This window comes from Shewanella sp. GJ50-10 (genome assembly GCF_055808815.1).
Genome location: NZ_JBVVSS010000001.1, coordinates 1,778,264 through 1,804,645, shown reverse-complemented (window position 1 = coordinate 1,804,645; position 26,382 = coordinate 1,778,264). Strand labels below are relative to the sequence as shown.

26 protein-coding genes are annotated in these 26,382 nt (G+C 40.0%); 10 read left to right on the top strand and 16 right to left on the bottom strand.

Annotated elements, in window-relative coordinates; genetic code table 11:
* Positions 1–26 precede the first annotated feature (26 nt).
* Together AC0L4E_RS07515 and AC0L4E_RS07510 are read right to left on the bottom strand one after the other, a co-directional pair.
* A complete protein-coding gene (locus AC0L4E_RS07515; protein WP_473678672.1) occupies positions 27–485 on the bottom strand; it encodes a GAF domain-containing protein in 459 nt (152 codons plus the stop codon).
* A 20-nt stretch (positions 486–505) separates the two neighbouring features.
* Entirely contained in the window at positions 506–799 is a 294-nt protein-coding gene (locus tag AC0L4E_RS07510; protein ID WP_473678671.1) for a YebG family protein, read from the bottom strand.
* 229 nt (positions 800–1,028) lie between these two features.
* On the opposite strand from AC0L4E_RS07510, the gene AC0L4E_RS07505 reads away from it, so the two are divergent.
* The 3 genes from AC0L4E_RS07505 to AC0L4E_RS07495 are packed head-to-tail and all read left to right on the top strand — an operon-like array spanning position 1,029 to position 4,903.
* Positions 1,029–1,658: a paraquat-inducible protein A gene (locus tag AC0L4E_RS07505; RefSeq protein WP_473678670.1), complete on the top strand. Its 630-nt coding sequence runs from the start codon at positions 1,029–1,031 to the stop codon at positions 1,656–1,658.
* Positions 1,648–2,277: a paraquat-inducible protein A gene (locus AC0L4E_RS07500; RefSeq protein ID WP_473678669.1), complete on the top strand. Its 630-nt coding sequence runs from the start codon at positions 1,648–1,650 to the stop codon at positions 2,275–2,277. Before AC0L4E_RS07505 ends, AC0L4E_RS07500 begins: the two co-directional genes overlap by 11 nt.
* Positions 2,264–4,903, top strand: a complete 2,640-nt coding sequence (locus AC0L4E_RS07495; protein WP_473678668.1) for an MlaD family protein — start codon at positions 2,264–2,266, stop codon at positions 4,901–4,903. The genes AC0L4E_RS07500 and AC0L4E_RS07495 overlap by 14 nt, the downstream gene beginning before the upstream one ends.
* 86 nt (positions 4,904–4,989) lie before the next feature.
* Here AC0L4E_RS07495 and AC0L4E_RS07490 read toward each other — a convergent pair whose 3' ends face one another.
* Positions 4,990–6,216 carry a nucleoside recognition domain-containing protein gene (locus AC0L4E_RS07490; protein ID WP_473678667.1) on the bottom strand — a complete coding sequence of 409 codons (1,227 nt, stop codon included), beginning with the start codon at positions 6,214–6,216 and terminating at the stop codon, positions 4,990–4,992.
* 135 nt (positions 6,217–6,351) lie between these two features.
* Between AC0L4E_RS07490 and rsmF the strand changes: the two genes are divergently transcribed.
* Positions 6,352–7,803 carry a 16S rRNA (cytosine(1407)-C(5))-methyltransferase RsmF gene (gene rsmF, locus AC0L4E_RS07485; protein WP_473678666.1) on the top strand — a complete coding sequence of 484 codons (1,452 nt, stop codon included), beginning with the start codon at positions 6,352–6,354 and terminating at the stop codon, positions 7,801–7,803.
* Positions 7,804–8,178: 375 nt separating this feature from the next.
* On the opposite strand, the gene AC0L4E_RS07480 is transcribed toward rsmF, so the two are convergent.
* The 8 genes from AC0L4E_RS07480 to apbC form a co-directional block, all read right to left on the bottom strand.
* Positions 8,179–8,967 (bottom strand): TatD family hydrolase, encoded by a 789-nt coding sequence (locus AC0L4E_RS07480; RefSeq protein ID WP_473678665.1) that lies wholly within the window; start codon positions 8,965–8,967, stop codon positions 8,179–8,181.
* A gap of 44 nt (positions 8,968–9,011) precedes the next feature.
* Complete coding sequence (locus tag AC0L4E_RS07475) at positions 9,012–9,338, bottom strand: PilZ domain-containing protein (RefSeq protein WP_220754690.1); 327 nt, start codon at positions 9,336–9,338, stop codon at positions 9,012–9,014.
* A gap of 12 nt (positions 9,339–9,350) precedes the next feature.
* The gene (holB, locus tag AC0L4E_RS07470; RefSeq protein WP_473678664.1) at positions 9,351–10,310 is read right to left on the bottom strand and encodes a DNA polymerase III subunit delta'; all 960 of its coding nucleotides are present in this window, start codon (positions 10,308–10,310) and stop codon (positions 9,351–9,353) included.
* 35 nt (positions 10,311–10,345) lie between these two features.
* Positions 10,346–10,975: a dTMP kinase gene (tmk, locus tag AC0L4E_RS07465; protein ID WP_473678663.1), complete on the bottom strand. Its 630-nt coding sequence runs from the start codon at positions 10,973–10,975 to the stop codon at positions 10,346–10,348.
* Positions 10,972–11,982, bottom strand: a complete 1,011-nt coding sequence (gene mltG, locus AC0L4E_RS07460; RefSeq protein ID WP_473678662.1) for an endolytic transglycosylase MltG — start codon at positions 11,980–11,982, stop codon at positions 10,972–10,974. The genes tmk and mltG overlap by 4 nt, the downstream gene beginning before the upstream one ends.
* Positions 11,983–12,001: 19 nt before the next feature.
* Positions 12,002–12,847: an aminodeoxychorismate lyase gene (gene pabC / locus AC0L4E_RS07455; RefSeq protein WP_473678661.1), complete on the bottom strand. Its 846-nt coding sequence runs from the start codon at positions 12,845–12,847 to the stop codon at positions 12,002–12,004.
* A gap of 266 nt (positions 12,848–13,113) precedes the next feature.
* Positions 13,114–13,752, bottom strand: a complete 639-nt coding sequence (udk, locus tag AC0L4E_RS07450; RefSeq protein ID WP_055024449.1) for a uridine kinase — start codon at positions 13,750–13,752, stop codon at positions 13,114–13,116.
* Between the two features lie 9 nt (positions 13,753–13,761).
* Positions 13,762–14,877 carry an iron-sulfur cluster carrier protein ApbC gene (gene apbC / locus AC0L4E_RS07445; protein ID WP_473678660.1) on the bottom strand — a complete coding sequence of 372 codons (1,116 nt, stop codon included), beginning with the start codon at positions 14,875–14,877 and terminating at the stop codon, positions 13,762–13,764.
* A 155-nt stretch (positions 14,878–15,032) separates the two neighbouring features.
* Between apbC and metG the strand changes: the two genes are divergently transcribed.
* Complete coding sequence (metG, locus tag AC0L4E_RS07440) at positions 15,033–17,090, top strand: methionine--tRNA ligase (protein WP_473678659.1); 2,058 nt, start codon at positions 15,033–15,035, stop codon at positions 17,088–17,090.
* Positions 17,091–17,172: 82 nt separating this feature from the next.
* Here the strand turns inward: metG and AC0L4E_RS07435 are convergent, their stop codons facing one another.
* Both AC0L4E_RS07435 and AC0L4E_RS07430 read right to left on the bottom strand, forming a co-directional pair.
* On the bottom strand, positions 17,173–19,146 hold the full coding sequence (locus AC0L4E_RS07435) for a monovalent cation:proton antiporter-2 (CPA2) family protein (protein ID WP_473678658.1): 1,974 nt from the start codon (positions 19,144–19,146) through the stop codon (positions 17,173–17,175).
* Positions 19,147–19,258: 112 nt separating this feature from the next.
* The gene (locus tag AC0L4E_RS07430) at positions 19,259–20,026 is read right to left on the bottom strand and encodes a Nif3-like dinuclear metal center hexameric protein (protein WP_473678657.1); all 768 of its coding nucleotides are present in this window, start codon (positions 20,024–20,026) and stop codon (positions 19,259–19,261) included.
* Between the two features lie 197 nt (positions 20,027–20,223).
* Here AC0L4E_RS07430 and AC0L4E_RS07425 point away from each other — a divergent pair, with 197 nt between their 5' ends.
* Positions 20,224–20,589, top strand: a complete 366-nt coding sequence (locus AC0L4E_RS07425) for a hypothetical protein (RefSeq protein WP_473678656.1) — start codon at positions 20,224–20,226, stop codon at positions 20,587–20,589.
* Between the two features lie 95 nt (positions 20,590–20,684).
* On the opposite strand, the gene AC0L4E_RS07420 is transcribed toward AC0L4E_RS07425, so the two are convergent.
* Entirely contained in the window at positions 20,685–21,176 is a 492-nt protein-coding gene (locus AC0L4E_RS07420) for an outer membrane lipoprotein (protein WP_473678655.1), read from the bottom strand.
* Between the two features lie 53 nt (positions 21,177–21,229).
* Between AC0L4E_RS07420 and aat the strand changes: the two genes are divergently transcribed.
* The 3 genes from aat (at position 21,230) to infA (ending at position 22,943) form a co-directional block, all read left to right on the top strand.
* Positions 21,230–21,937, top strand: a complete 708-nt coding sequence (gene aat, locus AC0L4E_RS07415) for a leucyl/phenylalanyl-tRNA--protein transferase (protein ID WP_473678654.1) — start codon at positions 21,230–21,232, stop codon at positions 21,935–21,937.
* Complete coding sequence (locus tag AC0L4E_RS07410; protein WP_473678653.1) at positions 21,927–22,640, top strand: arginyltransferase; 714 nt, start codon at positions 21,927–21,929, stop codon at positions 22,638–22,640. The genes aat and AC0L4E_RS07410 overlap by 11 nt, the downstream gene beginning before the upstream one ends.
* A gap of 84 nt (positions 22,641–22,724) precedes the next feature.
* Positions 22,725–22,943, top strand: a complete 219-nt coding sequence (infA, locus tag AC0L4E_RS07405; protein ID WP_011496276.1) for a translation initiation factor IF-1 — start codon at positions 22,725–22,727, stop codon at positions 22,941–22,943.
* 146 nt (positions 22,944–23,089) lie between these two features.
* On the opposite strand, the gene clpA is transcribed toward infA, so the two are convergent.
* Positions 23,090–25,348, bottom strand: a complete 2,259-nt coding sequence (clpA, locus tag AC0L4E_RS07400) for an ATP-dependent Clp protease ATP-binding subunit ClpA (RefSeq protein WP_473678652.1) — start codon at positions 25,346–25,348, stop codon at positions 23,090–23,092.
* A 60-nt stretch (positions 25,349–25,408) separates the two neighbouring features.
* Positions 25,409–25,717 (bottom strand): ATP-dependent Clp protease adapter ClpS, encoded by a 309-nt coding sequence (clpS, locus tag AC0L4E_RS07395; RefSeq protein ID WP_473678651.1) that lies wholly within the window; start codon positions 25,715–25,717, stop codon positions 25,409–25,411.
* A gap of 195 nt (positions 25,718–25,912) precedes the next feature.
* Between clpS and cspD the strand changes: the two genes are divergently transcribed.
* A complete protein-coding gene (gene cspD, locus AC0L4E_RS07390) occupies positions 25,913–26,119 on the top strand; it encodes a cold shock domain-containing protein CspD (protein WP_055024439.1) in 207 nt (68 codons plus the stop codon).
* Positions 26,120–26,382: the final 263 nt, after the last annotated feature.

Below are 26,382 nucleotides of genomic sequence, written 5' to 3'. Positions count from 1 at the left end.
TGCAATTTGGCTTATTTGGTCGCAAATTAAGCAAATAAGCAAGATTCGAAGCTTTTAACTAAGTTTTCTAGGCCTTTTTGATCATCTTTATCAAAACGATTCAAAGAAGGACTATCAATATCTAACACTGCGATCACATCTTTACCATGGTGCACAGGCACTACAATTTCAGAATTACTGGCTGCATCGCATGCAATATGACCTTCAAATTGATGTACATCTTCAACAAGTTGAGTTTGATCTAGTGCTGCAGCTGTACCACAAACACCTTTTCCGATAACAATACGAGTACAAGCCACTTTTCCTTGAAATGGGCCCAGCACTAATTGGTCATTACGTTTAATGTAAAAGCCAGCCCAATTGATATCGTCTAAATTATCATTCAACAACGCCGAAAAGTTTGCCATACCTGCAATAAGGTCGTCTTCGCCGTCCATTAAAGCCAGCACTTGTCGATTTAAGGTGTCATATAATTCAGCTTTCATTCTACTTCCTAACAATTATTTTATTCTGCTGCCGCTTTTTTAGTGGCTTTTTTCGCCGCAGGTTTCGCCGCTGACGGTTTTGCCTTTACGACGCCTTTGAGTAAATTTGCGAGTTCATCTTTATTAGATGCAAGATAAAATGCAAGTTTCTCTACACTATTTTCGTCAATTTTTAACTCAGCGCTAGTAATAAAAGGAACTAAGTTATCCGCAATGTCGAGCATTTTGTCATAGGCATCGGCTTCTTTTTTAGATGTGAACGTCATCTTTTCCACCCCTTCTCTGACCACGACAAACTTTGTAATTACCGCCATGATTAACCTCTTACTGTTTTTATATACAGTGCATAGAGTGTCATATAACTAACTTCTGATGCAAGTATTCTGATTATTCTGGTATTATCTCATTTCATTGTAACTTGAATCCTGACAAATAAACTCAGATTGAGCTCATATTTAAGGCTAAATAGCCGATAAAACATGTCTCAAATTGCATCAGGAGTTCGCTGCTCATATTTACTAAATGGATGGTTTACGCTTTTATATGCCAAAAAATTTAGATCAAGACACCATAATATTGTGCCGCTCTTGTGATTTAGCTGTACAGCGACGTGCTCTGCCCTCTAATGTCCGGGCGTTATGCCCTCGTTGTCATACGGCACTTTACGATGTACCGTACTGCTCGGTTAATGGCATGCTTGCTTTATGTATTGCCGCTATCCTTTTCTATATCCCGGCAAACTTTCTACCTGTTTTAGAAATACATTTCATGGGCAGTATAAGAGCAACAACTGTCTATGAAACTGCAGTCGCTGTATGGAATCATGATTATTGGATTGTTGCTATCGCAGTCATTGCTTCAGCAGTAATTGCACCAGGTTTGCTTATCTTATCTATTTTATTTCAAATCATAATTGTTAAACTCAGGCTTCACTCCACCTTCTGGCAACAAACTTACAGAAGACTACTGAAAAATCATGAGTTACTTTCACAATTATCAATGTTAGAAATTTATGTTATTTCGTTCTTAGTTGCTGCCTTCAATCTTTCTGATTTTGCTGAAATATACTTGGGCATGGGTACCCTTTGTTTTGGTATTTTATTTTTAGTTATTTTATTTTTACAACGTGAATATAATTTAGAGCACATGTGGAGAATGGTCCATGACAAGTAAATTTGCTCAACAAGGCAAAGATGTCGGCATGTGCCTGTGTAATGTTTGTCGAAATATAAACCCAATTAATCAAACCCATTGCAGTCGTTGTGAGTCAAAAATACAACCACGAAATTATGCTAGCTTACAACAAAGTTGGGCACTTTTGATTACTGCAGCAATATTACTTATACCTGCAAATATTTACCCTATAACAATGCTCACAAATCAGGGAAAAGTCACTTATGACACTATTTATACCGGAATAGTTCATTTGGTCTATTTAGATATGTTCCCGATTGCAATCATTGTTTTCACCGCCAGTATTCTAGTACCACTGCTTAAAATAGTAGGGTTAGCTATTTACTTGTCTGCCATTAGTTTTAATTTACCTCTGTCAAAAAAGAAACTGATGGCGGGCTTTCATATTATTGAGTGGATTGGACGATGGTCTATGCTTGATTTATTCGTTATCGCGCTAACCGTTGCGGTAGTGAATATGGGACAACTTCTTGATGCAAAACCAGCACCTGCCGCTACAGCGTTCGCGCTGGTCATTCTATTGACTCAATTAGCTGCAAAGGTACTTGATACACGTTTACTTTGGGATCGCTTGGAAAAAAACAATGACACAAATTGAATCACCAAAAGTCGTTAAAAAGAAACTCTTCTCACCTATTTGGTTACTACCGATCGTGGCACTTGCTCTAGGCGCTTGGCTTGGGGTTAAAAGTATCAAAGAATCAGGAATTGAAATACAAGTTCATTTCCCAAGTGCCATAGGAATCGATATAGGTAAAACCCTTGTCAAATACCAAGGGTTAACAGTAGGTAAAGTGACAGATATCAGTCTTGATAAAGATTTATCAGGGGTAAATGTAAAAATTGTCATGGATTATCGCTCAGACCCATTCCTTAACAAAAATACCCTCTTCTGGTTAGTCATGCCTAAGGCCAGTATTACGGGAATTGAAGGTTTAGATACCTTGTTTTCAGGTAATTACATTGCCATTAAGCCTGGTGATGGTAGTTCTACATCTGAATTTGTTGCGTCAACAGAAGCCCCATCTATGACCCCAAATGAAGAAGAAGGTATTGTGGTAAAACTGACCACCCCGACTTTAGGCTCTCTTGATGTCGGCTCATTAGTTTTTTATCGCCAAGTTCCTGTTGGTAAAGTTGTTAATTATCGTTTAATTAACAGTGATACGATTATTATCAGCACCTTTATCGAGCAGCAATATGCTCACCTCGTTAATCAAGACTCACAATTTTGGAATGTATCAGGTCTTAAGATTGATGCATCCCTATCGGGTATCAAGGTCAACACAGAAAGCCTAGCGTCTCTATTAGCTGGCGGTATCAGCTTTAATTCTAAAACTAAAGCTGCTAAAGCCGTTACGGGAGATAACTACGTTTTATACCCAGATGAACAAAGTGCTGTTAAAGGTGTTGAATTTGTTTTAACAGCTGATAATGCAGATGATATTAATCAAGGCTCGGTTATCGTTTATCGCGGTATCGAAGTAGGTAAAATCCATCAAACCAAACTCACCGAAAACGGGGTTAAATTTTTAGCCAAATTTGATAGCCAGTATCAACAACTACTCAATGCTGATAGCCAGTTTTGGGTAGCGGGCGCCGATATCTCAATGGATGGTGTAAAGCATGCAAGTCGTTTATTAACGGGTAGTGTAGTTAATGTCTTACCTGGAGTGGCTGATACAAGTTTACCGGCACAATTCACATTACTCGATGAAGCCCCTGACCTTCTTAGCGGAGATAAACTTCATATTAAACTCACATCTGAAGAACATAGCGGGTTAACCGAAGGCGCGGAAGTAAGATACAAACAAATGCCAATTGGTGAAGTAACTCAAGTGACCTTCTCTAAAGACTTTAGTGGTGTTGAGTACAGCGTTGAAATACTGCCAGAATTTCAAACTTTATTAACCACTGACAGTCACTTTGTTTCAGAGTCAGCTCTAACTATTGATGCATCTTTAGATGGCGTTACTGTCACCACTCGTGATTTAAATACCGTTGTCGCAGGCGCTGTATCTTTGGTCAGAGGAAAAACCAAAGCGTTAGTTAGACCTAATAGCCAATTCGCGCTTTATACCTCTAGTGAGCATGCCCTTGAATCTTTAAATCAGAATAAACTAACCACAATGTCGCTTGAGAGTATTGATGGTGCAGGTTTATCTGCTGGCTCACCTATTTATTACAAAAAAATGCAAATAGGCTCAGTTAAAGCTGTCAACTGGGAAAGCCAAACTGATCAATTTTCAATAACTTTGGCTATCCAAAATAAATTTAGCCAATTAGTTCGTGATAATAGCGTTTTCTGGCGTAATGACGCAGCAAGCATAGATGCAAGTTTATCAGGAGTTGAAGTCAATATTGCCCCACTTGAAGGCGCACTAAAAGGCAGCATCAGCTTAGGGTTACTCGATGAAGATAAAATGGGTAATCAACAGCGTTTGTATGACTCAAAAGAATTAGCCCTCAAACAAGCTAAAGCCATTACCCTAACCTTACCGGCAGAGGCTAAAGTGGCATCTAAAGCCGCAATCCGATATCAAGGTCATCAAATTGGTGTTATTCAACAAGTAAAACTCAATCAAGATCTAGATAGCTTGACGGCATCGGCTTACCTCTATGGCGAATATGCGGATCATTTTACTAAAACCGATACTGAATACTTTGTCGTTGATGCTCAAATATCATTAGCTGGAATTAAAGCCCCTGAAACCTTAATCACTGGTCCATATGTGGGTGTATTACCTGGTAAGCAAGCTGAAGCGACTGATTCTTTTGAAGCACATTTAGCAGCTAGATATGACGCTGATATCGACGAAGACGCTGTCACGCTAGTTTTAGAAGATAAGCAGCTTGGCTCAATTAAAGTAGGCACACCGATATTCTTTAGAGGGATCTCGATTGGTCAAGTAGATGGATACTCGCTATCAGATAACGGCAATAAAGTATTAATGTACTCGCACATTGAAAAGCAATACACACACCTTGTTAATCAATCTAGTCGATTCTGGGATGCTTCTGGCATTAAATTGGAAGTAGGTATTTTCTCTGGGGCGCAAATCGAAACAGGTTCTTTAGAAACCTTGTTATCAGGTGGTATTTCGGTAGTCACTGAAGATGTGACGACTGATGTGAACGCTTTGTCATCAGGTGCTAGCTTTATTCTTTATAATAAGATGAAAGAAGAATGGCGCAGGTGGCAACCTGAGCAAGTTAAGCAATAAGCACAACTAATAGCTAAACAATAACGCTTCATTTATTAACAAGTCGGCTTAGGCCGACTTTTTTATTACTACTGAGAATTAAAGATTTAGCCATAAAACCAGTAACACACCCCAATAGCAGCCATAATGCCACCGACGTCAGCAGCTAAACCACACCCTAAAGCGTGACGACTATTTCTAATACCAACCGAACCAAAATAAACCGCTAAGACATAGAATGTAGTCTCTGTACTGCCCTGAAAGATTGCAGATAAACGTCCAGCGAATGAATCAACGCCGTGATGATCCATTGTTTCAAGCATCATAGCTCTGGCGCCTGAACCGCTAAACGGTTTCATCAAGGCTGTTGGCATAGCATCAACAAACCGATTATCAAAACCAAATAGCAAAACGAGATTAGATAAACCCTGCAAGGCGTAATCTAACGCACCTGATGCCCTTAAAAGCCCAATAGCCAATAACATTGCAAGTAAATATGGAATAAGCATTACAGCTTGCGAAAAACCGCCTTTAGCGCCTTCGACAAATTCATCGTATATCGCGACCTTTCGATAACCTGCGATCAAAATAAAGCTTAAAATGAGCACTAATAAAATACCGTTACCTAAGGCCGTTGATAAAGTGCCAATAGCCTCAGCTGATAAGGTCATTAAATAAAAAACACTGGCAATCAACACGCTTATCAACGTCGCGCCATAGGCGAGAACTACACTATTGAATAAGGAAATTCGCTGCACAATAGCAACAATCGTTAAACCCACTAATGTCGATGCCACTGTGGCGAGTAAGATAGGTAAAAACACGTCAGCAGGTGCAGCTGCGCCCTGTTGAGCCCGATATAAAAACACAGTGACCGGAACTAAAGTAACAGAAGAAGTATTGAGTACTAGAAATAAAATTTGCGCATTAGTTGCTACGGTTTTTTCTGGGTTAAGACTTTGAAGGTCTTGCATCGCCTTTAAACCCAATGGCGTCGCAGCGTTATCAAGGCCGAGCATATTAGCCGTTAAATTCATCGACATACTGCCGTAGGCAGGGTGCCCTCTTGGTACATCAGGCATTAATTTTGATAACAAAGGTTCAAATAAGCGAGCGAAAACGGCTACAACCCCTGCCTTTTCCCCAACCTGCATTAATCCCATCCACAGCGCTAACACGCCAATAAGACCAATAGATATTTCTGCAGCGAGTTTTGCGCTGCTAAATATGGCATTAACTGAATCACTTAAGACTTCAACATGACCATTAAACAATTGCACAAGGATAGCAATCGCAGCTGTTAGGAAAAAGAATAACCACACTCTATTCAGCACTTAATACTCCATCATTATCGACCGACGCTATTCGCGTTTTTGTTTAGCTTTTATATTACGGGGAACCTAAGCCTTATTAATGCATGATATAATCTATTTCATTATTACACAGTTGTTTTATCGAAATTTTTTACTATGGCTCAAATTAACCCTGATTACCTGACACACATTGCGGCAGAACTTCCTGAACACCTTGATATGGATGAGTTTATCTCAGCCTGTCAACGTCCATTAAGAAAATCAATTCGCGTAAATACACTAAAAATATCGGTGGTTGATTTTAAACACATCATGCAATCCAAAGGTTGGGAGTTTGAACCTATCCCATGGTGTGATGAAGGATTTTGGGTTATCCATGATGAAACACAACAACCAGGAAATAGTGTCGAGCACATTCAGGGGCTGTTCTACATTCAAGAAGCCAGCTCTATGCTGCCTCCAGAAGCATTATTCGATGATTTCGATACTACTGATTTAGACAACCAGCCAATTGTATTGGATGTTGCCTCAGCGCCAGGTTCAAAAACCACTCAACTCGCTGCATTAATGAAAAATCACGGCTTATTAATTGCCAACGAATACTCAGCAAGCCGCGTTAAAATTTTACATGCCAATGTCCAACGCATGGGCGTTCGCCAAACAGCCTTAACTCATTTTGATGGCAAGGTATTTGGTGAATATCTCTATGAGAAATTTGACGCGATTTTACTTGATGCCCCTTGTGGCGGCGAAGGCACAGTGCGAAAAGATGTTAATGCACTTAAAAACTGGCAACTGGATGATGTCACCGATATTGCTGAAACCCAAAAGCAATTGATCGAATCTGCTTTCTTAGCATTAAAGCCCGGTGGTTCACTGGTTTACTCAACTTGTACGTTAAGTCAGATTGAAAACCAACAAATATGTCATTTTATTCAGCAACAATATCCAGACTCAGTAGAGTTTTTACCGCTAAACCATTTATTCCAAGATGCAGAAAAAGCCTGTACACCCGAGGGCTTTTTACATGTTTGGCCGCAAATATTTGATAGTGAAGGATTCTTTGTCGCCAAAATCAAAAAGACAGAGTCGGTTCCAAGATTAAAAAAATGCCCTAAACAGCAACGCAACTTCCCTTTTGTCTCAGCTAAAGCGAAACAAACTGAAGAAGTCGCTGAGTATTTAGCTAAGTCATTTAATATTCAGTTACCGCAGAAATTTGATGTGATGATCCGTGATGATGAATACTGGTTATTCCCAGCCCAGTTTAGTCAATTTATTGGATTAATGCGTTTTCAACGTATTGGATTCAAACTCGCAGACGTGCTCAAAAAAGGCTTTAAAGTTAAACATGAGGCTATCATTGCCTTAAGTGATTTTATTAACAACCAAGATAGAGTTATTGAATTAAATCGTTCCCAAGCAATTGAATTTTTAATGGGCCGTGATATTCCAACCAGTGATATAGAAGGGTTAGATACCACACCAGCAGGTGAGATGATTGTTAGCTTTCATCACAAACCACTTGGCGTGGTAAAGCATTTGGGGCATCGCCTTAAAAATAATTTACCAAGAGAATTGGTTAAAGATAAAATTGAAGCAATTTAGTTGGTGCAACAATCAAACAGCTAAAAGTGACGAGTCAGATATTATCTGAAAAGTTTAATTGACTCTAATTCAATTAATTTACTGTTTTTTCAGTCAGTATTGCAGCTGACATAAGCCATTAATTCGTTTAAAAACCAATTTTAGCGCATTAATTGTGCAAATTTTAAATAGGCAACTATAATTTGTGCAGACGATTTGTTTCGAGAATAAAGCGGCTCGGTAGCTTTATTCTCGTTTATGTTTACTGAGAATAGCCTCTCAACAGTAGCGCAGGGCTCTTTTTAATAAGAGCCATTCCCCTAGACCCAGAACAATTGGATAGTTTTGGGTCTTTTTTTTGTCTTCGCAAAAGGGAATAAATGACTTTATAGGTGACTAGCGACCAATCAACTTGGCTGCATCTGTGAATAGATTAAAGAAGTTCTCAGATGTGTAATCCGCTAAATCTTGATATTTTTCACCGCGAAGCTCAGCGACAAACTCCGCTACATCACGAACATATGCAGGTTGATTTTCTTTACCACGATGAGGAACTGGGGCTAAGTAAGGCGAGTCTGTTTCGACTAATAATCTATCTCGAGGAACTTGACGAATAACGCTACGCAATTCACCAGCATTCTTAAAGGTCACAATACCGGATACCGAAATATAAAAACCTAAATCAATTGCGGCTTTAGCCATTTCCCAGTTTTCAGTGAAGCAATGCAGCACACCGCCCACTTTGTCAGCATTGCCTGCTTTTAACATGGCAATGGTATCTTGTCGGGCATCACGGGTATGGACGATTAAGGGTTTATTCACCTCAACAGCTAATGATATTTGTTGTTCAAAGCACTGCTGTTGTAGGGTTTTCGTTTCTGGTGCATAAAAATAATCTAGCCCAGTTTCACCAATGGCAACTACTTTTCGGTCGGTGGCGAACTGTTTAATTTCAGCGACATTTAAGCCATCTTGGACATCAAGCGGGTGAACACCAGAGGAAAGAAACACATTATCAAATTGCGCCATCTTTTCACGCATAGATTCGAAACCTTGCTGGCGCACATTGACGCACAGCAGGTAATCTACACCGCGGGATTTAGCGCCATCAACAATGGCTTGTAAACTAGAATGGTCAGGTGCCGCTTTTAAACGGTCTAAGTGGCAATGTGAATCAATTAACATGGGAATTCTATCAAAAGCTAAAATAAGCCAGCAAGAATACCTAGCTACATAGTGCAGGTCAAATCACTTGAAGAAAGTTCACTTGAGAGTAATTTTTCAATGTGATGCTTATGACTTTCAGGATCCGTTTTAATCTTAACGCCAATCCCTGCAGGTCGACCGCCTGATGCCCCTAATGGGTTTATCCAAACTACCACGCCTTTAAAGTCGGTCATTTGCATAGTGCCGGGTAACTTGTACGAAATCGACAGCTCTTGACCCAAAAAATGGCTTTCGGTTGTCGAGATAAATAAACCCGCAGGCTTAATAAACGGCATATAAGCTCTGTACAATTGGTGCAGAGTATCAAAATTTACAACAAGATCGGTCATAATCTCAGTCTATTATTTAAGATGAATAAGTTGTCTAAATTCGAGTATGTAATCCTGACATAAAGCAGGTGCATTGATACTCGCCATAGTCGCTAGTCGTTGGCACATTTGTGCCACTTTTGAAGACAAACCAATAATGTTACTCACAGCTAATGCATCTAGCTCTTTACTTTTTAACACATATTGTCTTAAGTACAAATATAAAACATTAAGTGCATCAACAATTTGATGCTCAGATACTTTAATTAAACTGCCGCTTAAGTGGCCCGACTTAATACTTATCGCCCAATCAGTTCGAAACTGTATCAACTGCTGATAGTGATTGCTGTCAAGGCTCTCAGCTAACTTTAAAGGTCCGCCTATCATACTCAAACACCAAGTGACATCATGTGGCTTCTCGCCAGCGCTGACAGGAGGCAACAATTGATTCGCTTGTAACCACTGATAAACTTGCTTTCTGTCGGGTGCGTGAAAAGCCACTTGCTGGCAACGACTTTTAATTGTCGCAAGCAACCTAGAAGGCACATCAGTCTGCAAAATAATTAAAATATTATTGCCTGGTTCTTCTAGGGTCTTAAGTAATGCATTCGCCGACGCTAAGTTAAATTGCTCACAATTAAGAATAATAGCAACTCGTTGGCCACCTTGCTGAGCCGTTACGGTAAGCTTTTGACATAAATCACGGATCTGGTCGACCTTAATCTGCGTTCCATCAGCTTTAATTAGATGACAATCAGGGTGAGTGCCGGCCTTAAAAAGTAAGCAACTCTTACAATGCCCACACGCACCGACAGGTGTTAATGCCGTGCACATAGCCGCTTCAGCCATCTCATTTGCTAGAATATGGCCACCTAAACCTTGGTCAATACTGACCAACTGGGCATGGGCACTATGGCCACTGCTTCGCTCTTTAACAAAGCGCTCAAATGGCGCATCTAACCAAGGTAGCTGTTGTAAACCAAATGCTTGCATTATCTGCTTGCCTTATTGAACATTCTTGACATGTATTAGCTTAACCTAGCAGTTAATTCACGAGTAATTTGTGCATGAACTTGCTCAATCGTCTGACTTGCATCAATCACAATGATGGAGTCATCTTCAGCTGCAAAAGATAAAAATGTTGCTCTAGCTCGTTCAAAAAATTCAATTTTTTGTACTTCAATTCTGTCTAATTCGCCGCGATTTGCAGCTCTTGCAAGACCTAATTGTGGGTCAATATCCAAGTACAGAGTCAAATCAGGCTTAAAGCCTTTTAAGGTAATGTCACTAATTGATTTAACTAAAGGCATAAGCCCTCGCCCACCGCCTTGATAAGCTAATGAAGATAAATTATGACGGTCACCTAACACCCAAGTTCCTTTGGCTAACGCAGGTTTAATCACATTAGCAATCAGCTGCGCTCTTGCGGCATAAAAAAGTAAACATTCAGCTTCATCACAAAGAGGGTCTGTTTCATCAGCGATTTTAACTAAATCTCGCATTTTTTCAGCAAGCGGTGTACCACCTGGCTCGCGAGTACATACTGGTTCTTGATGACTATGCTGAGTGATGATTTTTTTTACCAGTTCAATCGCGCTAGATTTGCCTGCGCCTTCTAGTCCTTCAATAACGATAAACTTTGCTTGCTTTTGGGTCATTTTCTATTTCTCTGGTATTCGTTTACTGCGCGGTTATGCTGCGCTAACGTCTCTGAAAACACATGGCTGCCATCATTACGTGAGACAAAATATAAATAGTTTACATCTGCAGGTTTTGCTGCAGCAAAAATCGCTGCTTTGCTTGGCGCTGCAATGGGGGTCGGCGGTAAACCGTTAATGCGATAGGTATTAAATGCAGTATGTTCGCGTAAATCACTGCGGGTAATATTACCCTTATATCGCTCTCCCATACCGTAAATGACAGTTGGATCGGTCTGTAAACGCATCCCCAATTTCAAGCGGTTATTAAATACAGCGGCAACCCAATCTCTTTCAGATGGTTTACCCGTTTCCTTTTCAATAATCGACGCTATGGTCAGTAATTCATACGGCGTTGTTAATTTAAGATCAGGGTCTCGCTCATCCCAAGCAGCTGCAAGTGTTTTTTGCATCATTTGGTAGCTACGCTCTAAAATCGACTCAAGTGAATCGCTCGCTTGGTATTGATAAGTCTCTGGAAAAAACTTGCCTTCAGGTAGCCCAGAGTCATCACCATTGTTGACCAAAATACGATTAAACACATCTTCATCAAAACTCAAATGCGGTAAATCAATCAAGGATTCATGCCACTCTTTAATGGTCTTACCTTCAATTAAGGTGACTGAAAAAGTCATTTCATCGCCGCGATTAAGCTTGGTGAGTAAACTGTCGATGCTATCACCAGGAGTGATTTGATATAGCCCAGTTCGAATATGTGCATATTCAGGCTTAATTTTAACAAGGTACTTGAGTTTCCAACTATCAGAAATAATCTGTTTAGATTCTAAATCTGCCCCAAGTTTAGTGACATTCATGCCTTGAGCGATAGTCAATTCAGTGGGTTCATCAATTGTTAACACCTGATTTGGGTAAGCAATAATTTGCTGGTAGCCCCAAAAGCCGATGACACATGCGACTGTTGTCAATGTCATTAGCGATGTAAGTATGATTGTTATGGTTTTTTTCATATTATTTTTAATAAAAACCTTAGTATAAAAGTTTAAGCTGAGTTAATAAATTATGGGTCATTGCCCAAGGTTTATAGTGAGAGGTAGAGCTTAAATTGGCATTAATCGCGCCTAAATTAATGTGATTGATATTCACCATACCTAATAAACTATTACTGATAAATACGTGGTCGGCATTTTGTAAGTCACTTAAGGTCACGGTTTGCGCCATTACTGCAATATTATTCTTTAATAACGCATCAATTATTTGTTCACGCATAACACCTGACACACCACTTTGTGACATGGCAGGAGTGATAACTTGATTACCTTTGACAATAAAGACATTTGCCATGGAGGATTCTATAACATGGTCATCAGTGTCTAACACTAGCCAATCATCGATCCCTTGCGGAAGCGCTTGTTGTTTTATCAATACCTGCTCAAGACGATTTAGGTGCTTCATACCCGCTAATAATGGCTGCTTCGCTAATGCCACTGGAGAAAGCGCTAAAGCAATACCATTGGTTTGCCACTGGGCATATATTGCAGGTAATTCATGTAATGAAATGACTTCACAAACTTCTGGTGATTCTGGAGCGGTATAACCTCGACCACCAACACCTCGGCTTAACAGTAATTTAATGCAACCTTGTGTGAGTGTTTTAGCATGGAGATTTAATCGATTAATTAATGAGGTTGTATCTTGAATATTAAAACCTAAACGGTGACAAGCTTGCTGCAACCTTTGTAAATGCTCATTCAAAAACAGAATCTGACCTTGTGCAACGCGCATAGTCGCAAACGCACCATCGCCATAGGCAAGCCCTCTATCAAGCGCTTGAACCGTATTATCAGATTGTCCATTCACAAATACCGAAACCATGATTTCCCTGTCTTAAGGTGTTGTAAAACTTGTCTATTATTTTAGTCAGACTTAGCTAATTTAACTAACTATTTATGCGAATAAGTTAAGTTTAATAATCGCTGCGATTAGCAAGCATTGCAAAATGGCAAATTAAAGATAGCGGCAAAAGTGAATGTGAGAGCATGGAAACACTGATACCAGAGTAGTCTCAGTTTAGAAATAGGCTCCACAGTAATGAAGCCTTTATCTAGCAAATCTGAGATCACATCCTTGTTATCTTAAGATTATCTCGCTAACAGATGTTGGATCCTTGCTTTAAGGATATCTGTTGCAATACGGTTTTTACCACCGCGAGGGACAATAATATCAGCGTGTTGCTTTGATGGTTCAATGAACTGTAAGAACATTGGACGAACAGTCGCTTTATATTGAGCAATCACTGACTCCATAGTACGTCCGCGCTCTGCAACATCACGAGTTAAACGACGTAAGAAACAAATATCCAGCGGTGTATCCATAAATACGCTCGCATCCATAAGTTCGCGTAATTTAGGGTCAGTTAATAGTAAAATACCTTCTAAGATAATCACCTTTTTAGGTTGCATATCAAGGGTTTTACTCATGCGAGTATGTTCTTTGTAGCTATAACAAGGAATGTTTACCTGCTCACCCTTCTTTAATTGCTTAAGATGTTCAGCTAATAACTGATGATCCAGTGCTTTAGGATGATCATAGTTAGTTTTAACACGGTCTTCCATTGTCATATGACTTTGGTCACGGTAATAAGCGTCTTCATTAATCACACCGATTTGATCGGTGCCTAGGTCGCGCTTTAGCTCTTCAAAAATCGTTTGGGCAATTAAACTTTTGCCTGATGCTGAAGCACCTGCGATACCAATAATGACACATTGCTGAGAATTCATTACTTAACCTTACTCGTCGTCTGAAATACTGATTGAAACTGTGTTTTTGTTTTGCTGCTTCGCAAGTTGAGCGCCCACTTTACGAGCAATTTCACGATAAATAGCAGCAACTTCTGAATCTGGGTTACTGACAACCGCAGGGTTACCTTCATCCATTGACTCACGAATATTAATATTAAGCGGTAATGCGCCCAATAATGGCACTTCATAACGTTCAGCAATCTTGCTGCCGCCATGGGTACCAAAAGGATGTTCTTTATGGCCACATTCAGGACATAAATGAAAACTCATGTTTTCAATAATACCTAAAACTGGAATATCTACTTTTTGGAACATAGTGATGCCCTTTTTAGCATCTTCAAGTGCGATATCTTGCGGCGTTGTCACTACAACGGTGCCACTAACTGGAAACTTTTGTGACAGTGTTAATTGTATGTCACCCGTTCCAGGTGGCAAATCTATTACCAAATAATCTAATTCTGGCCACTGAGTTTCAGTTAATAACTGGTTCAATGCACCTGCTGCCATTGGACCGCGCCAAACAGCGGCTTCACCATCACCTAGCATAAAGCCAATTGATTGAGCAGAAATGCCATGCGCAGACGCTGCAGTCATCATTTTGCCATCTGGTGATGTAGGTTTAAAACCTTGAAGTCCCAACATCATCGGAATTGATGGACCATAAATATCAGCATCTAAAATACCGACTTCAGCGCCTTCAGCTTTCAATGCCAACGCAAGGTTTACAGCAGTGGTCGATTTACCAACACCACCTTTACCAGAAGCCACAGCAATCACTTGCTTGATATTTGGAATAGGCTCTACTGAGGCTATGGCTGAAAATACACGAGGCTGGAAATCAATTTCGCATTCTACTTCGTCGATAGCGTCTAACACGGCGAGTTTTTTTGTCACATCCATAACCGTATCACGATATTGCGTCATACAAGGATAAGGGTATACCAAGCCAAGAAGCAGTCGTTTGCCTTCTATGGCAAGCTTATTAACACAACCTGCAGACACTAACCCTTCGGTTAAATATGGATCTTGATGTGCATCTAAAATACTCAATACTGGACCAAGAAGGTCATCACTTAATTGATAATCTGTATGCGAAGTAGACAAAAGCAGAACTCCCTGCGAAAAATTTGCCCAAGTGTACCAGAATTAGAGAAAAATGAGCGCTAATTTAGCCGTTTTTGTTGTTGTTTGATGAAATAATCACTTTGATCGGTTAGTATCTTGACCATATATTTAGTGTAATCGATTGTTGAGACAAAATGACAAATTCACAACGTAAAATCCTGGTGACAAGTGCCCTCCCATATGCCAATGGTCCTATCCATTTAGGTCATATGCTTGAGTATATTCAAACTGATATTTGGTCTCGTTACCAAAAGCTTCGTGGACATGAATGTCACTATATTTGTGCTGATGATGCCCATGGCACACCAATCATGCTCAAAGCTCAACAAATGGGTATCACCCCAGAAGAAATGATTGCACAAGTTCAAAAAGAACATGAACAAGATTTCGCTGACTTTAATATTCAATTTGATAACTTTCATAGCACTCACAGTGATGAAAACCGTGAACTGTCTACTCAGATTTATCTAAAACTGAGAGAAGGCGGTTACATCAAAAGTAAAACTATCTCGCAGTTATTTGACCCTGAAAAAGAAATGTTCTTACCTGATCGTTTCGTTAAAGGTACTTGCCCGAAATGTAAGAGTGAAGACCAATACGGTGACAACTGTGATAATTGCGGCGCGACATACAGCACGACTGATTTAATCAATCCGTACTCTTCTGTATCTGGTGCCACACCGGTCATGAAAGACAGCGAGCATTTCTTCTTTGATTTGCCAGCATTTGAAACCATGCTTGGCGAATGGTTGTCTTCTGGTTCAATGCAAGCAGAAATTGCCAATAAATTGAGAGAATGGTTCGACCAAGGTTTGCAACAATGGGATATCTCTCGTGATGCACCATACTTTGGGTTTGAAATACCAGATCAACCAGGTAAGTTTTTCTATGTTTGGCTAGATGCACCGATTGGCTATATGGGTTCATTCAAAAACCTATGTGACCGTCGTGATGATATCAATTTTGATGATTTCTGGAGTAAAGATTCAACAGCTGAACTTTACCACTTCATTGGTAAAGACATTGTCAACTTCCACGGTTTATTTTGGCCAGCAGTATTAGACGGCGCAGGTATTCGTAAACCTACTGGTATTTTCGCTCACGGTTATGTGACAGTGAATGGCGCTAAAATGTCTAAATCAAAAGGTACGTTCATTAAAGCGCGTACTTATTTAGATAACCTAGATCCAGAATACTTGCGTTACTACTACGCCGCTAAGTTAAACAACCGTGTTGATGACTTAGATTTAAATCTTGAAGACTTCGCCCAGCGCGTTAACTCAGATTTAGTCGGTAAATTAGTTAACCTTGCATCGCGCACCGCAGGTTTCATTAGCAAACGTTTTGACGGTAAATTAGCTAAAATTAACGACAGCACGTTAACTGACACTTTCCTAGCGAAACAAGACACCATTGCAGAGCTTTACGAAACCCGTGAGTTCGGTAAAGCAATGCGTGAAATTATGGCGCTTGCTGATTTAGCCAACGCATACGTTGCTGAAGCTGCACCATGGCAGTTAATTAAACAAGAAGATAAGCAGGAAGAAGCGCATCAAGTATGCAGTAATGCACTTAACTTGTTCCGCATTCTTGTAACTTACTTAAAGCCTGTACTACCAACTCTTGCTGAAAATGTGGAAAGCTTCCTGCAAATCACATTAACTTGGGATAACTTAGACCAAGACTTAGCTGGACATGAAATTGCTAAGTTCAAAGCGTTAATGCAGCGCATTGAAATGAAAAGCATTGAAGCGATTATTGAATCTTCAACTGAAAACCTTCAAGTTTCGCAAGCAAAAGCACCGCAAGCTGAAGCATCTAAAGAAGAAGTTGAGCAAACGGAACTTGAAAAAGAACCATTAGCACCTGAAATTACTTTTGATGATTTTGCTAAAATTGATTTACGGATCGCATTAATTGCTAAAGCAGAACATATCGAAAAAGCCAACAAGCTGCTTCGTTTAGAGCTAGATTTAGGCGGCGAAACCAAACAAGTATTTGCTGGTATTAAATCGGCTTATGCGCCTGAAGACTTAATTGGTAAGCACACTGTTATGGTCGCTAACCTTGCACCGCGTAAAATGAAATTCGGCGAATCTGAAGGCATGGTTTTAGCTGCTGGTCCTGGTGGTAAAGATATCTGGATTTTAGAGCCTCATGCAGGTGCTAAACCTGGAATGCGAGTCATGTAATAAGTGATTTCACTTTTACATTAATAAAAAAGCCGTCATTTGACGGCTTTTTAATATCACCAATAAGCTTGGAACAAAGATATTAAGACATTAACTTTGTCTCTGAGGGGGTATTGTTAGCGGTCTTGATGTCGCTGTCATTGCTCTGACCACATTCACCTTTATCAGGATCACAAGGTGCTTCTTGTGCGAAACGCTGGCTTTTATAGGCTTCAGTGTCTGCTTCAATCGCTTGTCTTAAACGATCTTCATATTCAATAAATAACTGAATAAAGTCACCACCAAATTTTTCGCCATCAGAACGGCTCGCCCATTCATTATAAAGCACTTCAGATGCTTCATTTTCAACTCGCATATAGGTGCGCTTTTGTCTTTCGACAAGTTCATTAGAAAAGCCCATTGCCTTCATCGACTCAGCACCAACCTTAAGTGCAGAGCGGAAGGTTTCAGACTCCACATAATCAGCTCCAGCTTGGCGAAGTAAATGCCCGTGTCCACGGTCAAACGCGCGACTAATGACTTTTAGCTGAGGGTATTTGTGTTTGAGGTGTTTAACTAGCTCAACACTACTTTGAGGGTTATCTATCGCCACGACAAAAGCAGATGCCGTTGCAACACCAGCTGTTTCCAATAAATCTGGACGAGTTGCATCACCATAATAAGCTTTAGTGTTAATTTTGCGAAGATTATCGACTTGCGTCGCTTGGTGATCAAGTACCACCGTTTTAACACCATTAGATAATAAAAGTCGATTAACAATCTGCCCAAAGCGACCAATGCCAGCAATGATGACCGTGCCCTGCTCGTCTACAGTATCTTGCTCACGATCGTTTGAGGTTTGCTGGTATTTAGGCAATATGACTTTCTCATAAAATATGAATAAGCCAGGGGTCAAAAACATCGATAACGCCACCACTATCGAAAGAGGCTGAGCAATTTCGGCTGAAATAACATGATTTTGTTGGCTAAAGCTCAATAATACAAAACCAAACTCACCAGCCTGCGCCAAACTTAAAGTGTATAGCCACCTATCACTGCCTTTAATCTTAAATATAAAGCTTAAAAGTAATAGTACCAATGCTTTTACTATCATTACTGCAGCTGTCATACCTATAATCACACCTAGGTATTCCCACAGAATTGCGAAATCAATTCCAGCACCTACGGTGATAAAGAATAGCCCCAGCAATAAACCTTTAAATGGACCAATATGAGTTTCTAGCTCATGCTTAAATTCACTATTAGCAAGGACTACACCAGCTAAAAATGTACCTAGCGCAGGCGACACACCGACTAAACTCATTAATGTTGCAATGCCAATAACCAGTAATAAAGCCGCAGCGGTGGAGATCTCACGGACACCAGAATCTGCAATAAACCTAAACACAGGTCTGCTTAGGTAATGGCCACCAAATACCACAAGCCCTATTGATAGAACTAATATCAAAGCGTATAAGCCGCCATGTAAATCAGCAACCAAAGACAGCTCTTCATGATGTTCTGCAGCAACGGCAACAGACGCTTGCGCCGCCTCTACTAATTCAGGCAGTGCCAACAGCGGTATTAAAGCGAGCATAGGGATCACGGCGATATCCTGAAACAGTAATACCCCAAATGCGTTTTTGCCGGCTGTTGTTTTGGTTAGCCCCTTCTCATTCAATGTTTGCAGCACAATCGCCGTAGAGGATAATGAGAATATTAAGCCGATAGTGAGAGCTACAGTCCACTGCATTTCAAACATCAATGCAATTGCCATCACTATCCCTGTCGAAAGCCCGACTTGAAGACCGCCCATACCAATTAATCGATGGCGCATTGACCAGAGCATTTTAGGTTCAAGTTCTAAACCAACAAGAAACAACATCATCACTACACCAAATTCAGCAAAATGCTGAATAGTGTTAGTCTCGCTGCCAACAAGCCCCACAATAGGACCAATTACAACGCCAGCAATCAAATACCCAAGCACTGAACCTAAACCCATTCGCTGGGCTATTGGGACTGCAATAACAGCTGCTGAAAGGTAAATAAATGCTTGGATAAAATATTCTGTCATGATTCGCTTCCCTATTAGCTAATAATAGCTATGGCCTAATGATAACTTCTAGCGACTAATAATTATGGGCTGATTACAACTTTGAATTAGTGAAATTATGACTGAGTGATAACTACACAGGATTCACAATATCAATAAAATGATGTTTTACACCAAACTCTTGCGCTAAATGCTCACCTAATGCTTGAATGCCAAATTGCTCAGTTGCGTGATGACCCGCCGCAAAGTAATGGATGTTTTGTTCCATAGCGCAATGATATGTGCGCTCTGACACTTCACCACTAATAAATGCATCCACGCCCAATAATGCCGCATGGTCAATATAATCTTGCGCTCCACCAGTACACCAAGCTAATGATGAAATGAGTTTTTGCTTATCACCAATATGAAGCGGTTCTTTATTTAGTTTATCTGATAACAACCCACTCATTTGATCTGCAGTTAATGGCTTAGGTAACTTACCTTGCCATAATAAATTTTGCGGAATGTCAGTACAGACTTCGACGTCAATTAACCCCAGTTTATTAGCAAGTTCAGCATTATTACCCAGTGTTGGATGTGCATCTAATGGTAAATGATAGCCGAATAAATTAATGTCGTGAGTCATTAAGGCCTTAATTCGATTGTATTTCATTCCTGTTATGACTTCTGGCTCACTTTTCCAGAAAAAACCGTGGTGAACCAAAATTGCATCAGCATTTAACGCCGCAGCTTGCTCAATTAACGCTTGGCAAGCAGTAACGCCAGTCACAATGGTTTTAATCTGATCTGTGCCCTGAACTTGAAGACCGTTTGGTGCATAGTCTTTAAATTGGTTTACATTAAGAAAATCATTTAGATATTTGGATAATTGTTGGCGAGATACAGACGTTAATGACATAAAACTAACCCTAAAATGTTTGATACTAACAGTGTAACGCAGTCCAATAGTTATTGAAAAACCCTTGTTAAGATTGATTATTTGCTAGGCTATTTTTGCTTAAATTGGACTTTTGGGTGCATTAAACACTAAAATTAGGCTTAAGGGATGTTGAAAACATTAAATAAACTATTCATTAAAGAAAAATAGGTCTCAAAATGTCTAACTTGACTAAAGAAGCGCTTATCGCCGAATTAAAAGCTGCTCTTGAAAAGCAAACTTCAAAAACTGTTGAAATTGAACAGAAAGGCAGTTGGTATAAAATTGATGGCGGCAAGTCTTTACGCTTTAGCGATCTTGAGCAAATGCACCTTGAAGCGACTCAAGGTCAACCAGCAGATAAAGCTCCTGCGGCTAAAAAAGAAGTTGCTAAAAAAGACGTTGCGAAAAAGCCTGCTGCAAAACCAGCGGCTAAAAAGCCAGTTGCTAAGAAAGCGAATACTTCAGGTGGTAAAACACCTAAAGAATTATGGCGTGAAAAATTAGCAAATGCGGGTAAGAATACTCTGCCACGCGGTTTCTAATAATCGCTAAATCTATAAAAACTAAAAAGGAGCCTCTGGCTCCTTTTTTATTATCGCATTTGTTTACTTGTTAAAGCCTTAAGCGCAAAAGCAAACTACATTGCAATATCAACTCTGACATAACCTTTAAGATAAACCACTCTAACTTCATCGCCAGCAACAAATGTCAAACCAGGATCTAAGTCTTGAATCACCATCACTTGGGTTCCATCATCTAAATTTATCATCATTTCAATCAGCTTATATTCAAGCGTTCGAGTTGAATTACCATATCGATTTGCCGCAGCGCCGCCTAATAAAGCGCCCAATACTGTTGCGACATCTTGACCTGAACCACCACCAAATTGATGGCCTACAACACCGCCGATTAATGCTCCACCAAAGGTTTTCCAACCAAGATTACGATCTTCAACTAATTGAGTTTCAGTGACATGCTTGATGGACTCGACTTGACCGTATACGACCTTCTCAACTGGGACGGCTTGGTTTCTGTCATAAGCTGCCAAGGTGGAAGTGCTAACAATGGACATAAATAACGCAAAAAGCGCACTAAATCTTATCGCTGAGCTGTTTGTGAGTTTCAACATAGACAAAATTCCGCTAACGTAGGCATTAAGGTTTAGTCAATAATATACTTAATTTGAACTCACTGTCTTATTTAAATCATCTTCCGCATTTTCCAGATCCCAAACAAGCACTCGATGATCCTAATGGGTTGCTTGCTGTCGGAGGTGACTTGTCGCCACAGCGTTTAGTTGAAGCATACTATCAAGGAATTTTTCCTTGGTTTAATGATGATGACCCTATTTTATGGTGGTCACCTGAACCTAGAGCTATTTTTACGCCAAAAGCTCAGCCGCTTAATAAAAGCATGAAAAAATATCTACGCAAGACACAGTGGCGTTATACCATCAATCATGCCTTTACCGATGTCATCAAAGCATGTTCAGAGCCTAGACTCACCCAACAAGAGACTTGGATTTCAACTGATATTCAAGAAGCTTACATTCAGCTACATTTATTGGGCAAAGCTCATTCAATCGAAGTTTGGGATGGTAATCAGCTTATTGGTGGCTTATACGGTATTGCTGTTGGCAGTGTGTTTTGTGGCGAATCTATGTTCCATCGTCAAACTAACGCATCAAAAGCCGCTTTTGCCATGCTCAACCAGCATATCGCTAAACACGGTTTTAAATTAATCGATGCGCAAATCATGAATCCACACTTAGAAAATTTAGGGGCTCAAGCATGTCCTCGGGAGGACTTTTTATCTTCTTTGAAGCAATTACGTAATCAAGTTATCGATAATAAGGCTTGGGTAGCACAAGAGGTTTGTTTTGAGTTCTAGAAGTATCAGTGTGGGTATTAGCCACCCTTTTGATTGCAACTACATCGAAGGATTAAAAGAGCAGCTGCTTATCATTCAAGAGTCTCAGCTTGATAGTGCTTTGTTCGAGCAATTGCTCGGCATGGGCTTTAGACGTAATGGTAACTCGATATACAAACCACGCTGCCCTAGTTGCTCAGCATGTCAATCCATTCGAGTTGTTGTGCCAGAATTTAAAATATCTAAAAGGCAAAAGCGTACACTTAAAAATAATCAAGATTTACATTGGAAAGTGACTCATGAAGTCACAGATGCCCATTACGCATTATATGAAAAATACATTACTGGTCGTCATTCAGATGGACCTATGTATCCGCCCAGTGAGAATCAATATAAAGATTTTTTATTGTGTGACTGGCTAAAGCCCACGTATATCGAAGTGTACCAAGAAAATAAATTAATTGGGGTCGCCGTCACTGACGCTATGAATGACAGTCTATCGGCGATTTACAGCTACTTTGATCCCGACTACGCGAAACGCTCGCTTGGGGTTTATATGATTTTATTACAATGTGAATTAGCCCAGCAGTTAGGCAAGCAATTTCTGTATTTGGGTTATCAAATTGATGAAAATAGAAAAATGAATTACAAACGTTTATATCGCCCTTATCAAATATTAACGGCAAATGGATGGCAACATATTGAAAAAGAACCCACGCTATAGTGTTTCAATCCTTTACAGCAAGCGCTTTTTGGGGCATGATACGGCGAATTTTTTTATATTTGAAGGCATAAAGGTAACCAATTAATGGCGAAAGAAGACAACATTGAAATGCAGGGCACAATCCTTGAGACCTTGCCAAATACAATGTTCCGCGTTGAACTTGAAAATGGTCATGTTGTGATTGCACACATTTCTGGCAAGATGCGCAAAAACTACATCCGTATTTTAACGGGTGATAAAGTTACGGTTCAGTTGACTCCTTACGATTTAAGTAAAGGTCGTATCGTCTTCCGCGCACGTTAATACTGCCTCATCTATTTAAAAACCCGGCTTAAATGTCGGGTTTTTTATTGGCTATAGATTAACGTTGATACAAAAAATGGCTATCTGATTTCAGATAGCCATTTTTATTGAACGATTAACACATCAACGCTAAACCGATTTGCAAATTACGACACTTTTTCTTCGCATTCGCAGTTAATGACAATTTCATTGTCCTTAACATCCACTTTAGCAGTTCCGCCCGCTTCCAATTTACCAAACAGGATTTCGTCAGCTAAAGGTCGTTTAATCAATTCAGTGACAACACGTCCCATAGGTCGTGCACCCATATTTTTGTCGTAACCTTTTTCAGCAAGTAAGGTACGCGCCTCATCAGTCACTTCCAATGTCACCCGTTTTTCGTCAAGTTGCGCTTGTAGTTCAATTAAGAACTTATCAACCACTTTGGCAATAATGGTCATATCTAAATGATTAAACCAAATAATTGAATCTAAACGATTACGAAACTCTGGTGTGAACACCTTATTAATTTCAGACATCGCATTAAGACTATTGTCTTGCTGCTTAAATCCAATTGAAGTGCGAATGGTTTCTTGCACACCAGCATTGGTCGTCATGACTAAGGTAACGTTTCTGAAATCGGCTTTACGGCCATTGTTATCAGTTAATGTTCCGTGGTCCATGACTTGCAGTAGCAAGTTGTAAACATCTGGATGGGCTTTTTCAATCTCATCCAATAGCACCACGCAATGTGGGTTTTTAATCACAGCATCGGTCAACAAACCACCTTGCTCATAACCAACATAGCCTGGAGGCGAACCGATTAGGCGTGAAACCGCATGACGTTCCATGTACTCAGACATATCGAATCGAATTAACTTCATGTTTAAACAAGCAGCTAATTGATTGGTCACTTCCGTTTTACCCACACCAGTAGGCCCCGCAAACAAGAAACTACCAACAGGCTTTTTCTCAGCGCCTAAACCACTTCGAGATAATCGAATGGCTGAACTAAGCCCTTCAATCGCCTTGTCTTGGCCAAACACCAACATTTTAAGGTTACGCTCAAGGTTTTTAAGTAAATCCTTATCAGTCGACGATACGGACTTTTCAGGAATACGAGCAATCTTGGCGATTATCGCTTCAATTTCTGGCTGACCAATGGTTTTCTTACGTTTGCTTTGCGGCAACATCACCATACGAGCGCCCGCTTCATCGATTACATCAATGGCTTTATCAGGCAAGTGACGGTCATTGATGTGTTTCGCCGATAAACTCGCAGCTGAACTTATGGCAGCTTGAGTGTATCGCACACCATGGTGCTCTTCGTATTTGGATTTAAGTCCTAATAGAATTTTAGTGGTCTCAGCAACCGATGGCTCATTAATATCAATCTTTTGGAAGCGTCGTGCTAAAGCGCGATCTTTCTCAAAAATACTTTGATACTCTTGGAAGGTCGTTGACCCCATACAGCGCAACGTACCGTTAGACAGTAATGGTTTTAACAGGTTTGATGCATCCATCACGCCGCCAGAAGCCGCACCTGCACCAATGATGGTATGAATTTCATCGATGAACAAAATAGCATGCTCATTTTTACCCAGCTCTTTAAGTAAGCCTTTAAAGCGCTTCTCAAAATCACCACGGTATTTAGTGCCCGCGAGTAGTGAGCCTAAATCTAATGAGTATACTGTTGCATCTTTGATGACATCAGGCACTTGGTCGTTAACGATACGATAAGCTAACCCTTCTGCAATGGCAGTTTTACCAACACCTGCTTCACCCACCAATAATGGGTTATTTTTACGGCGACGACATAAGGTTTGAATCGCACGCTCAACTTCATCATCACGTCCAATCAATGGATCAATCACACCATCTTTGGACATTTGATTTAAGTCAGTAGCAAATTGCGATAATAGACTTCTGTCTTCAGCAGATTCACCGCCTTCTTCTGATGCTTCTGGATTATTTATTTCACTGTCATCATCATCTTTCGGTAAACCGTGAGAAATGTAATTCACCACGTCTAAACGGGTAATTTCACAACGACGTAATAGATAAACGGCTTGAGATTCTTGTTCACTAAAAATAGCCACTAGCACATTGGCGCCAGTCACTTCGTTACGCCCAGAAGATTGCACATGAAAAACGGCGCGTTGTAGCACACGTTGGAAACCAAGTGTAGGTTGAGTTTCTCGTTCTTCAGTGCTTTCGGCGATTAATGGGGTTGTTTGTTGAATGAAGTTAGATACTTCCTCATGGAGACGAGTAATATCCGCGCCACAAGCCAGTAGTGCTTCTTTGGCCGATGGATTATTGATTAATGCTAATAATAAATGTTCTACCGTCATATATTCATGACGTGAATCTCTAGCTTGTTGAAACGCTAGGTTCAAGGTGACTTCGAGATCTTTGTTTAGCATAAGCACCCCCTAAAAATACTCATAAACTGCAGAGTTACCGTTCGAAAATTAACAAACTCATTATTCGGCTTCTAATGAACACAGTAATGGATGTTGGTTTTCTTTGGCAAATTGATTTACTTGTAACACTTTCGTTTCGGCAATGCCAAACGAATAAACACCACATATTCCCTTACCTTGGTGATGGATAGCCAACATAATATCGGTGGCTTGTTGTTCATCCTTATTAAAAAAGCGTTGTAACACTTCTATCACGAAATCCATCGGAGTGTAATCATCGTTATTTAACACGACTTTGTACATTGAAGGTGGTTGTAGCTCCGATTCAACACGTTCTTCTGTGTGCTCTACGCTGCCTAATCTACCCATGAGTTAATACTAGCCTCTAGTTTGGTACAAGACCAATTGATATTATTAAATTAATTAAATGTTGTCATATTGTTAATTTTTACTTGACATCTTTTCGTACAAATTTCATTCTGTTCTGAGGCGGCAAAAGAGACCGCTGATAAAAATAAGTTTTACTATCTTACTGGTAAGTAGACAACAGAAGGAAGTGGAAGTATGGCAAGCGGAACTGTTAAATGGTTCAACAACGCCAAAGGATTCGGGTTTATTTGCCCAGATCAGGGTGGCGAAGATGTATTTGCACATTATTCAACAATCGAAATGGAAGGTTACAGAACGCTAAAAGCGGGCCAACCAGTAGATTTCGAAACTGAGCAGGGCCCTAAAGGGATGCATGCTTCAGCCATTTCACCAACTAAATAGTCGGTGAAACTATAAAACAAAAAGGCAGAGATTTTAATCTCTGCCTTTTTTATTTAATAATTTTATTGCAAATCACAGCTCGTTCGCCTAAAAAACACTCAATTAGATTTCTTAAACACAAACTTTCTTACAAATTAACGAGGGCCTGTTGATCTTTCAAAGTTGTTTTTGCTTCGAATTGTTGGTCATTTATACAAGGCAAAGACTTTGAGGTGTAGTTACTCTACATAAAAAGTCGATAACGCAGTAAAAATCGCCAACAA

Coding starts and splice junctions, on each gene's coding strand:
- AC0L4E_RS07515 (WP_473678672.1), bottom strand. CDS start 485: ATGAAAGCTGAATTATATGACACCTTAAATCGACAAGTGCTGGCTTTA.
- AC0L4E_RS07510 (WP_473678671.1), bottom strand. CDS start 799: ATGGCGGTAATTACAAAGTTTGTCGTGGTCAGAGAAGGGGTGGAAAAG.
- AC0L4E_RS07505 (WP_473678670.1), top strand. CDS start 1,029: ATGCCAAAAAATTTAGATCAAGACACCATAATATTGTGCCGCTCTTGT.
- AC0L4E_RS07500 (WP_473678669.1), top strand. CDS start 1,648: ATGACAAGTAAATTTGCTCAACAAGGCAAAGATGTCGGCATGTGCCTG.
- AC0L4E_RS07495 (WP_473678668.1), top strand. CDS start 2,264: ATGACACAAATTGAATCACCAAAAGTCGTTAAAAAGAAACTCTTCTCA.
- rsmF (WP_473678666.1), top strand. CDS start 6,352: ATGGCTCAAATTAACCCTGATTACCTGACACACATTGCGGCAGAACTT.
- AC0L4E_RS07480 (WP_473678665.1), bottom strand. CDS start 8,967: ATGTTAATTGATTCACATTGCCACTTAGACCGTTTAAAAGCGGCACCT.
- AC0L4E_RS07475 (WP_220754690.1), bottom strand. CDS start 9,338: ATGACCGATCTTGTTGTAAATTTTGATACTCTGCACCAATTGTACAGA.
- holB (WP_473678664.1), bottom strand. CDS start 10,310: ATGCAAGCATTTGGTTTACAACAGCTACCTTGGTTAGATGCGCCATTT.
- tmk (WP_473678663.1), bottom strand. CDS start 10,975: ATGACCCAAAAGCAAGCAAAGTTTATCGTTATTGAAGGACTAGAAGGC.
- mltG (WP_473678662.1), bottom strand. CDS start 11,982: ATGAAAAAAACCATAACAATCATACTTACATCGCTAATGACATTGACA.
- pabC (WP_473678661.1), bottom strand. CDS start 12,847: ATGGTTTCGGTATTTGTGAATGGACAATCTGATAATACGGTTCAAGCG.
- udk (WP_055024449.1), bottom strand. CDS start 13,752: ATGAATTCTCAGCAATGTGTCATTATTGGTATCGCAGGTGCTTCAGCA.
- metG (WP_473678659.1), top strand. CDS start 15,033: ATGACAAATTCACAACGTAAAATCCTGGTGACAAGTGCCCTCCCATAT.
- AC0L4E_RS07435 (WP_473678658.1), bottom strand. CDS start 19,146: ATGACAGAATATTTTATCCAAGCATTTATTTACCTTTCAGCAGCTGTT.
- AC0L4E_RS07430 (WP_473678657.1), bottom strand. CDS start 20,026: ATGTCATTAACGTCTGTATCTCGCCAACAATTATCCAAATATCTAAAT.
- AC0L4E_RS07425 (WP_473678656.1), top strand. CDS start 20,224: ATGTCTAACTTGACTAAAGAAGCGCTTATCGCCGAATTAAAAGCTGCT.
- AC0L4E_RS07420 (WP_473678655.1), bottom strand. CDS start 21,176: ATGTTGAAACTCACAAACAGCTCAGCGATAAGATTTAGTGCGCTTTTT.
- infA (WP_011496276.1), top strand. CDS start 22,725: ATGGCGAAAGAAGACAACATTGAAATGCAGGGCACAATCCTTGAGACC.
- clpA (WP_473678652.1), bottom strand. CDS start 25,348: ATGCTAAACAAAGATCTCGAAGTCACCTTGAACCTAGCGTTTCAACAA.
- clpS (WP_473678651.1), bottom strand. CDS start 25,717: ATGGGTAGATTAGGCAGCGTAGAGCACACAGAAGAACGTGTTGAATCG.
- cspD (WP_055024439.1), top strand. CDS start 25,913: ATGGCAAGCGGAACTGTTAAATGGTTCAACAACGCCAAAGGATTCGGG.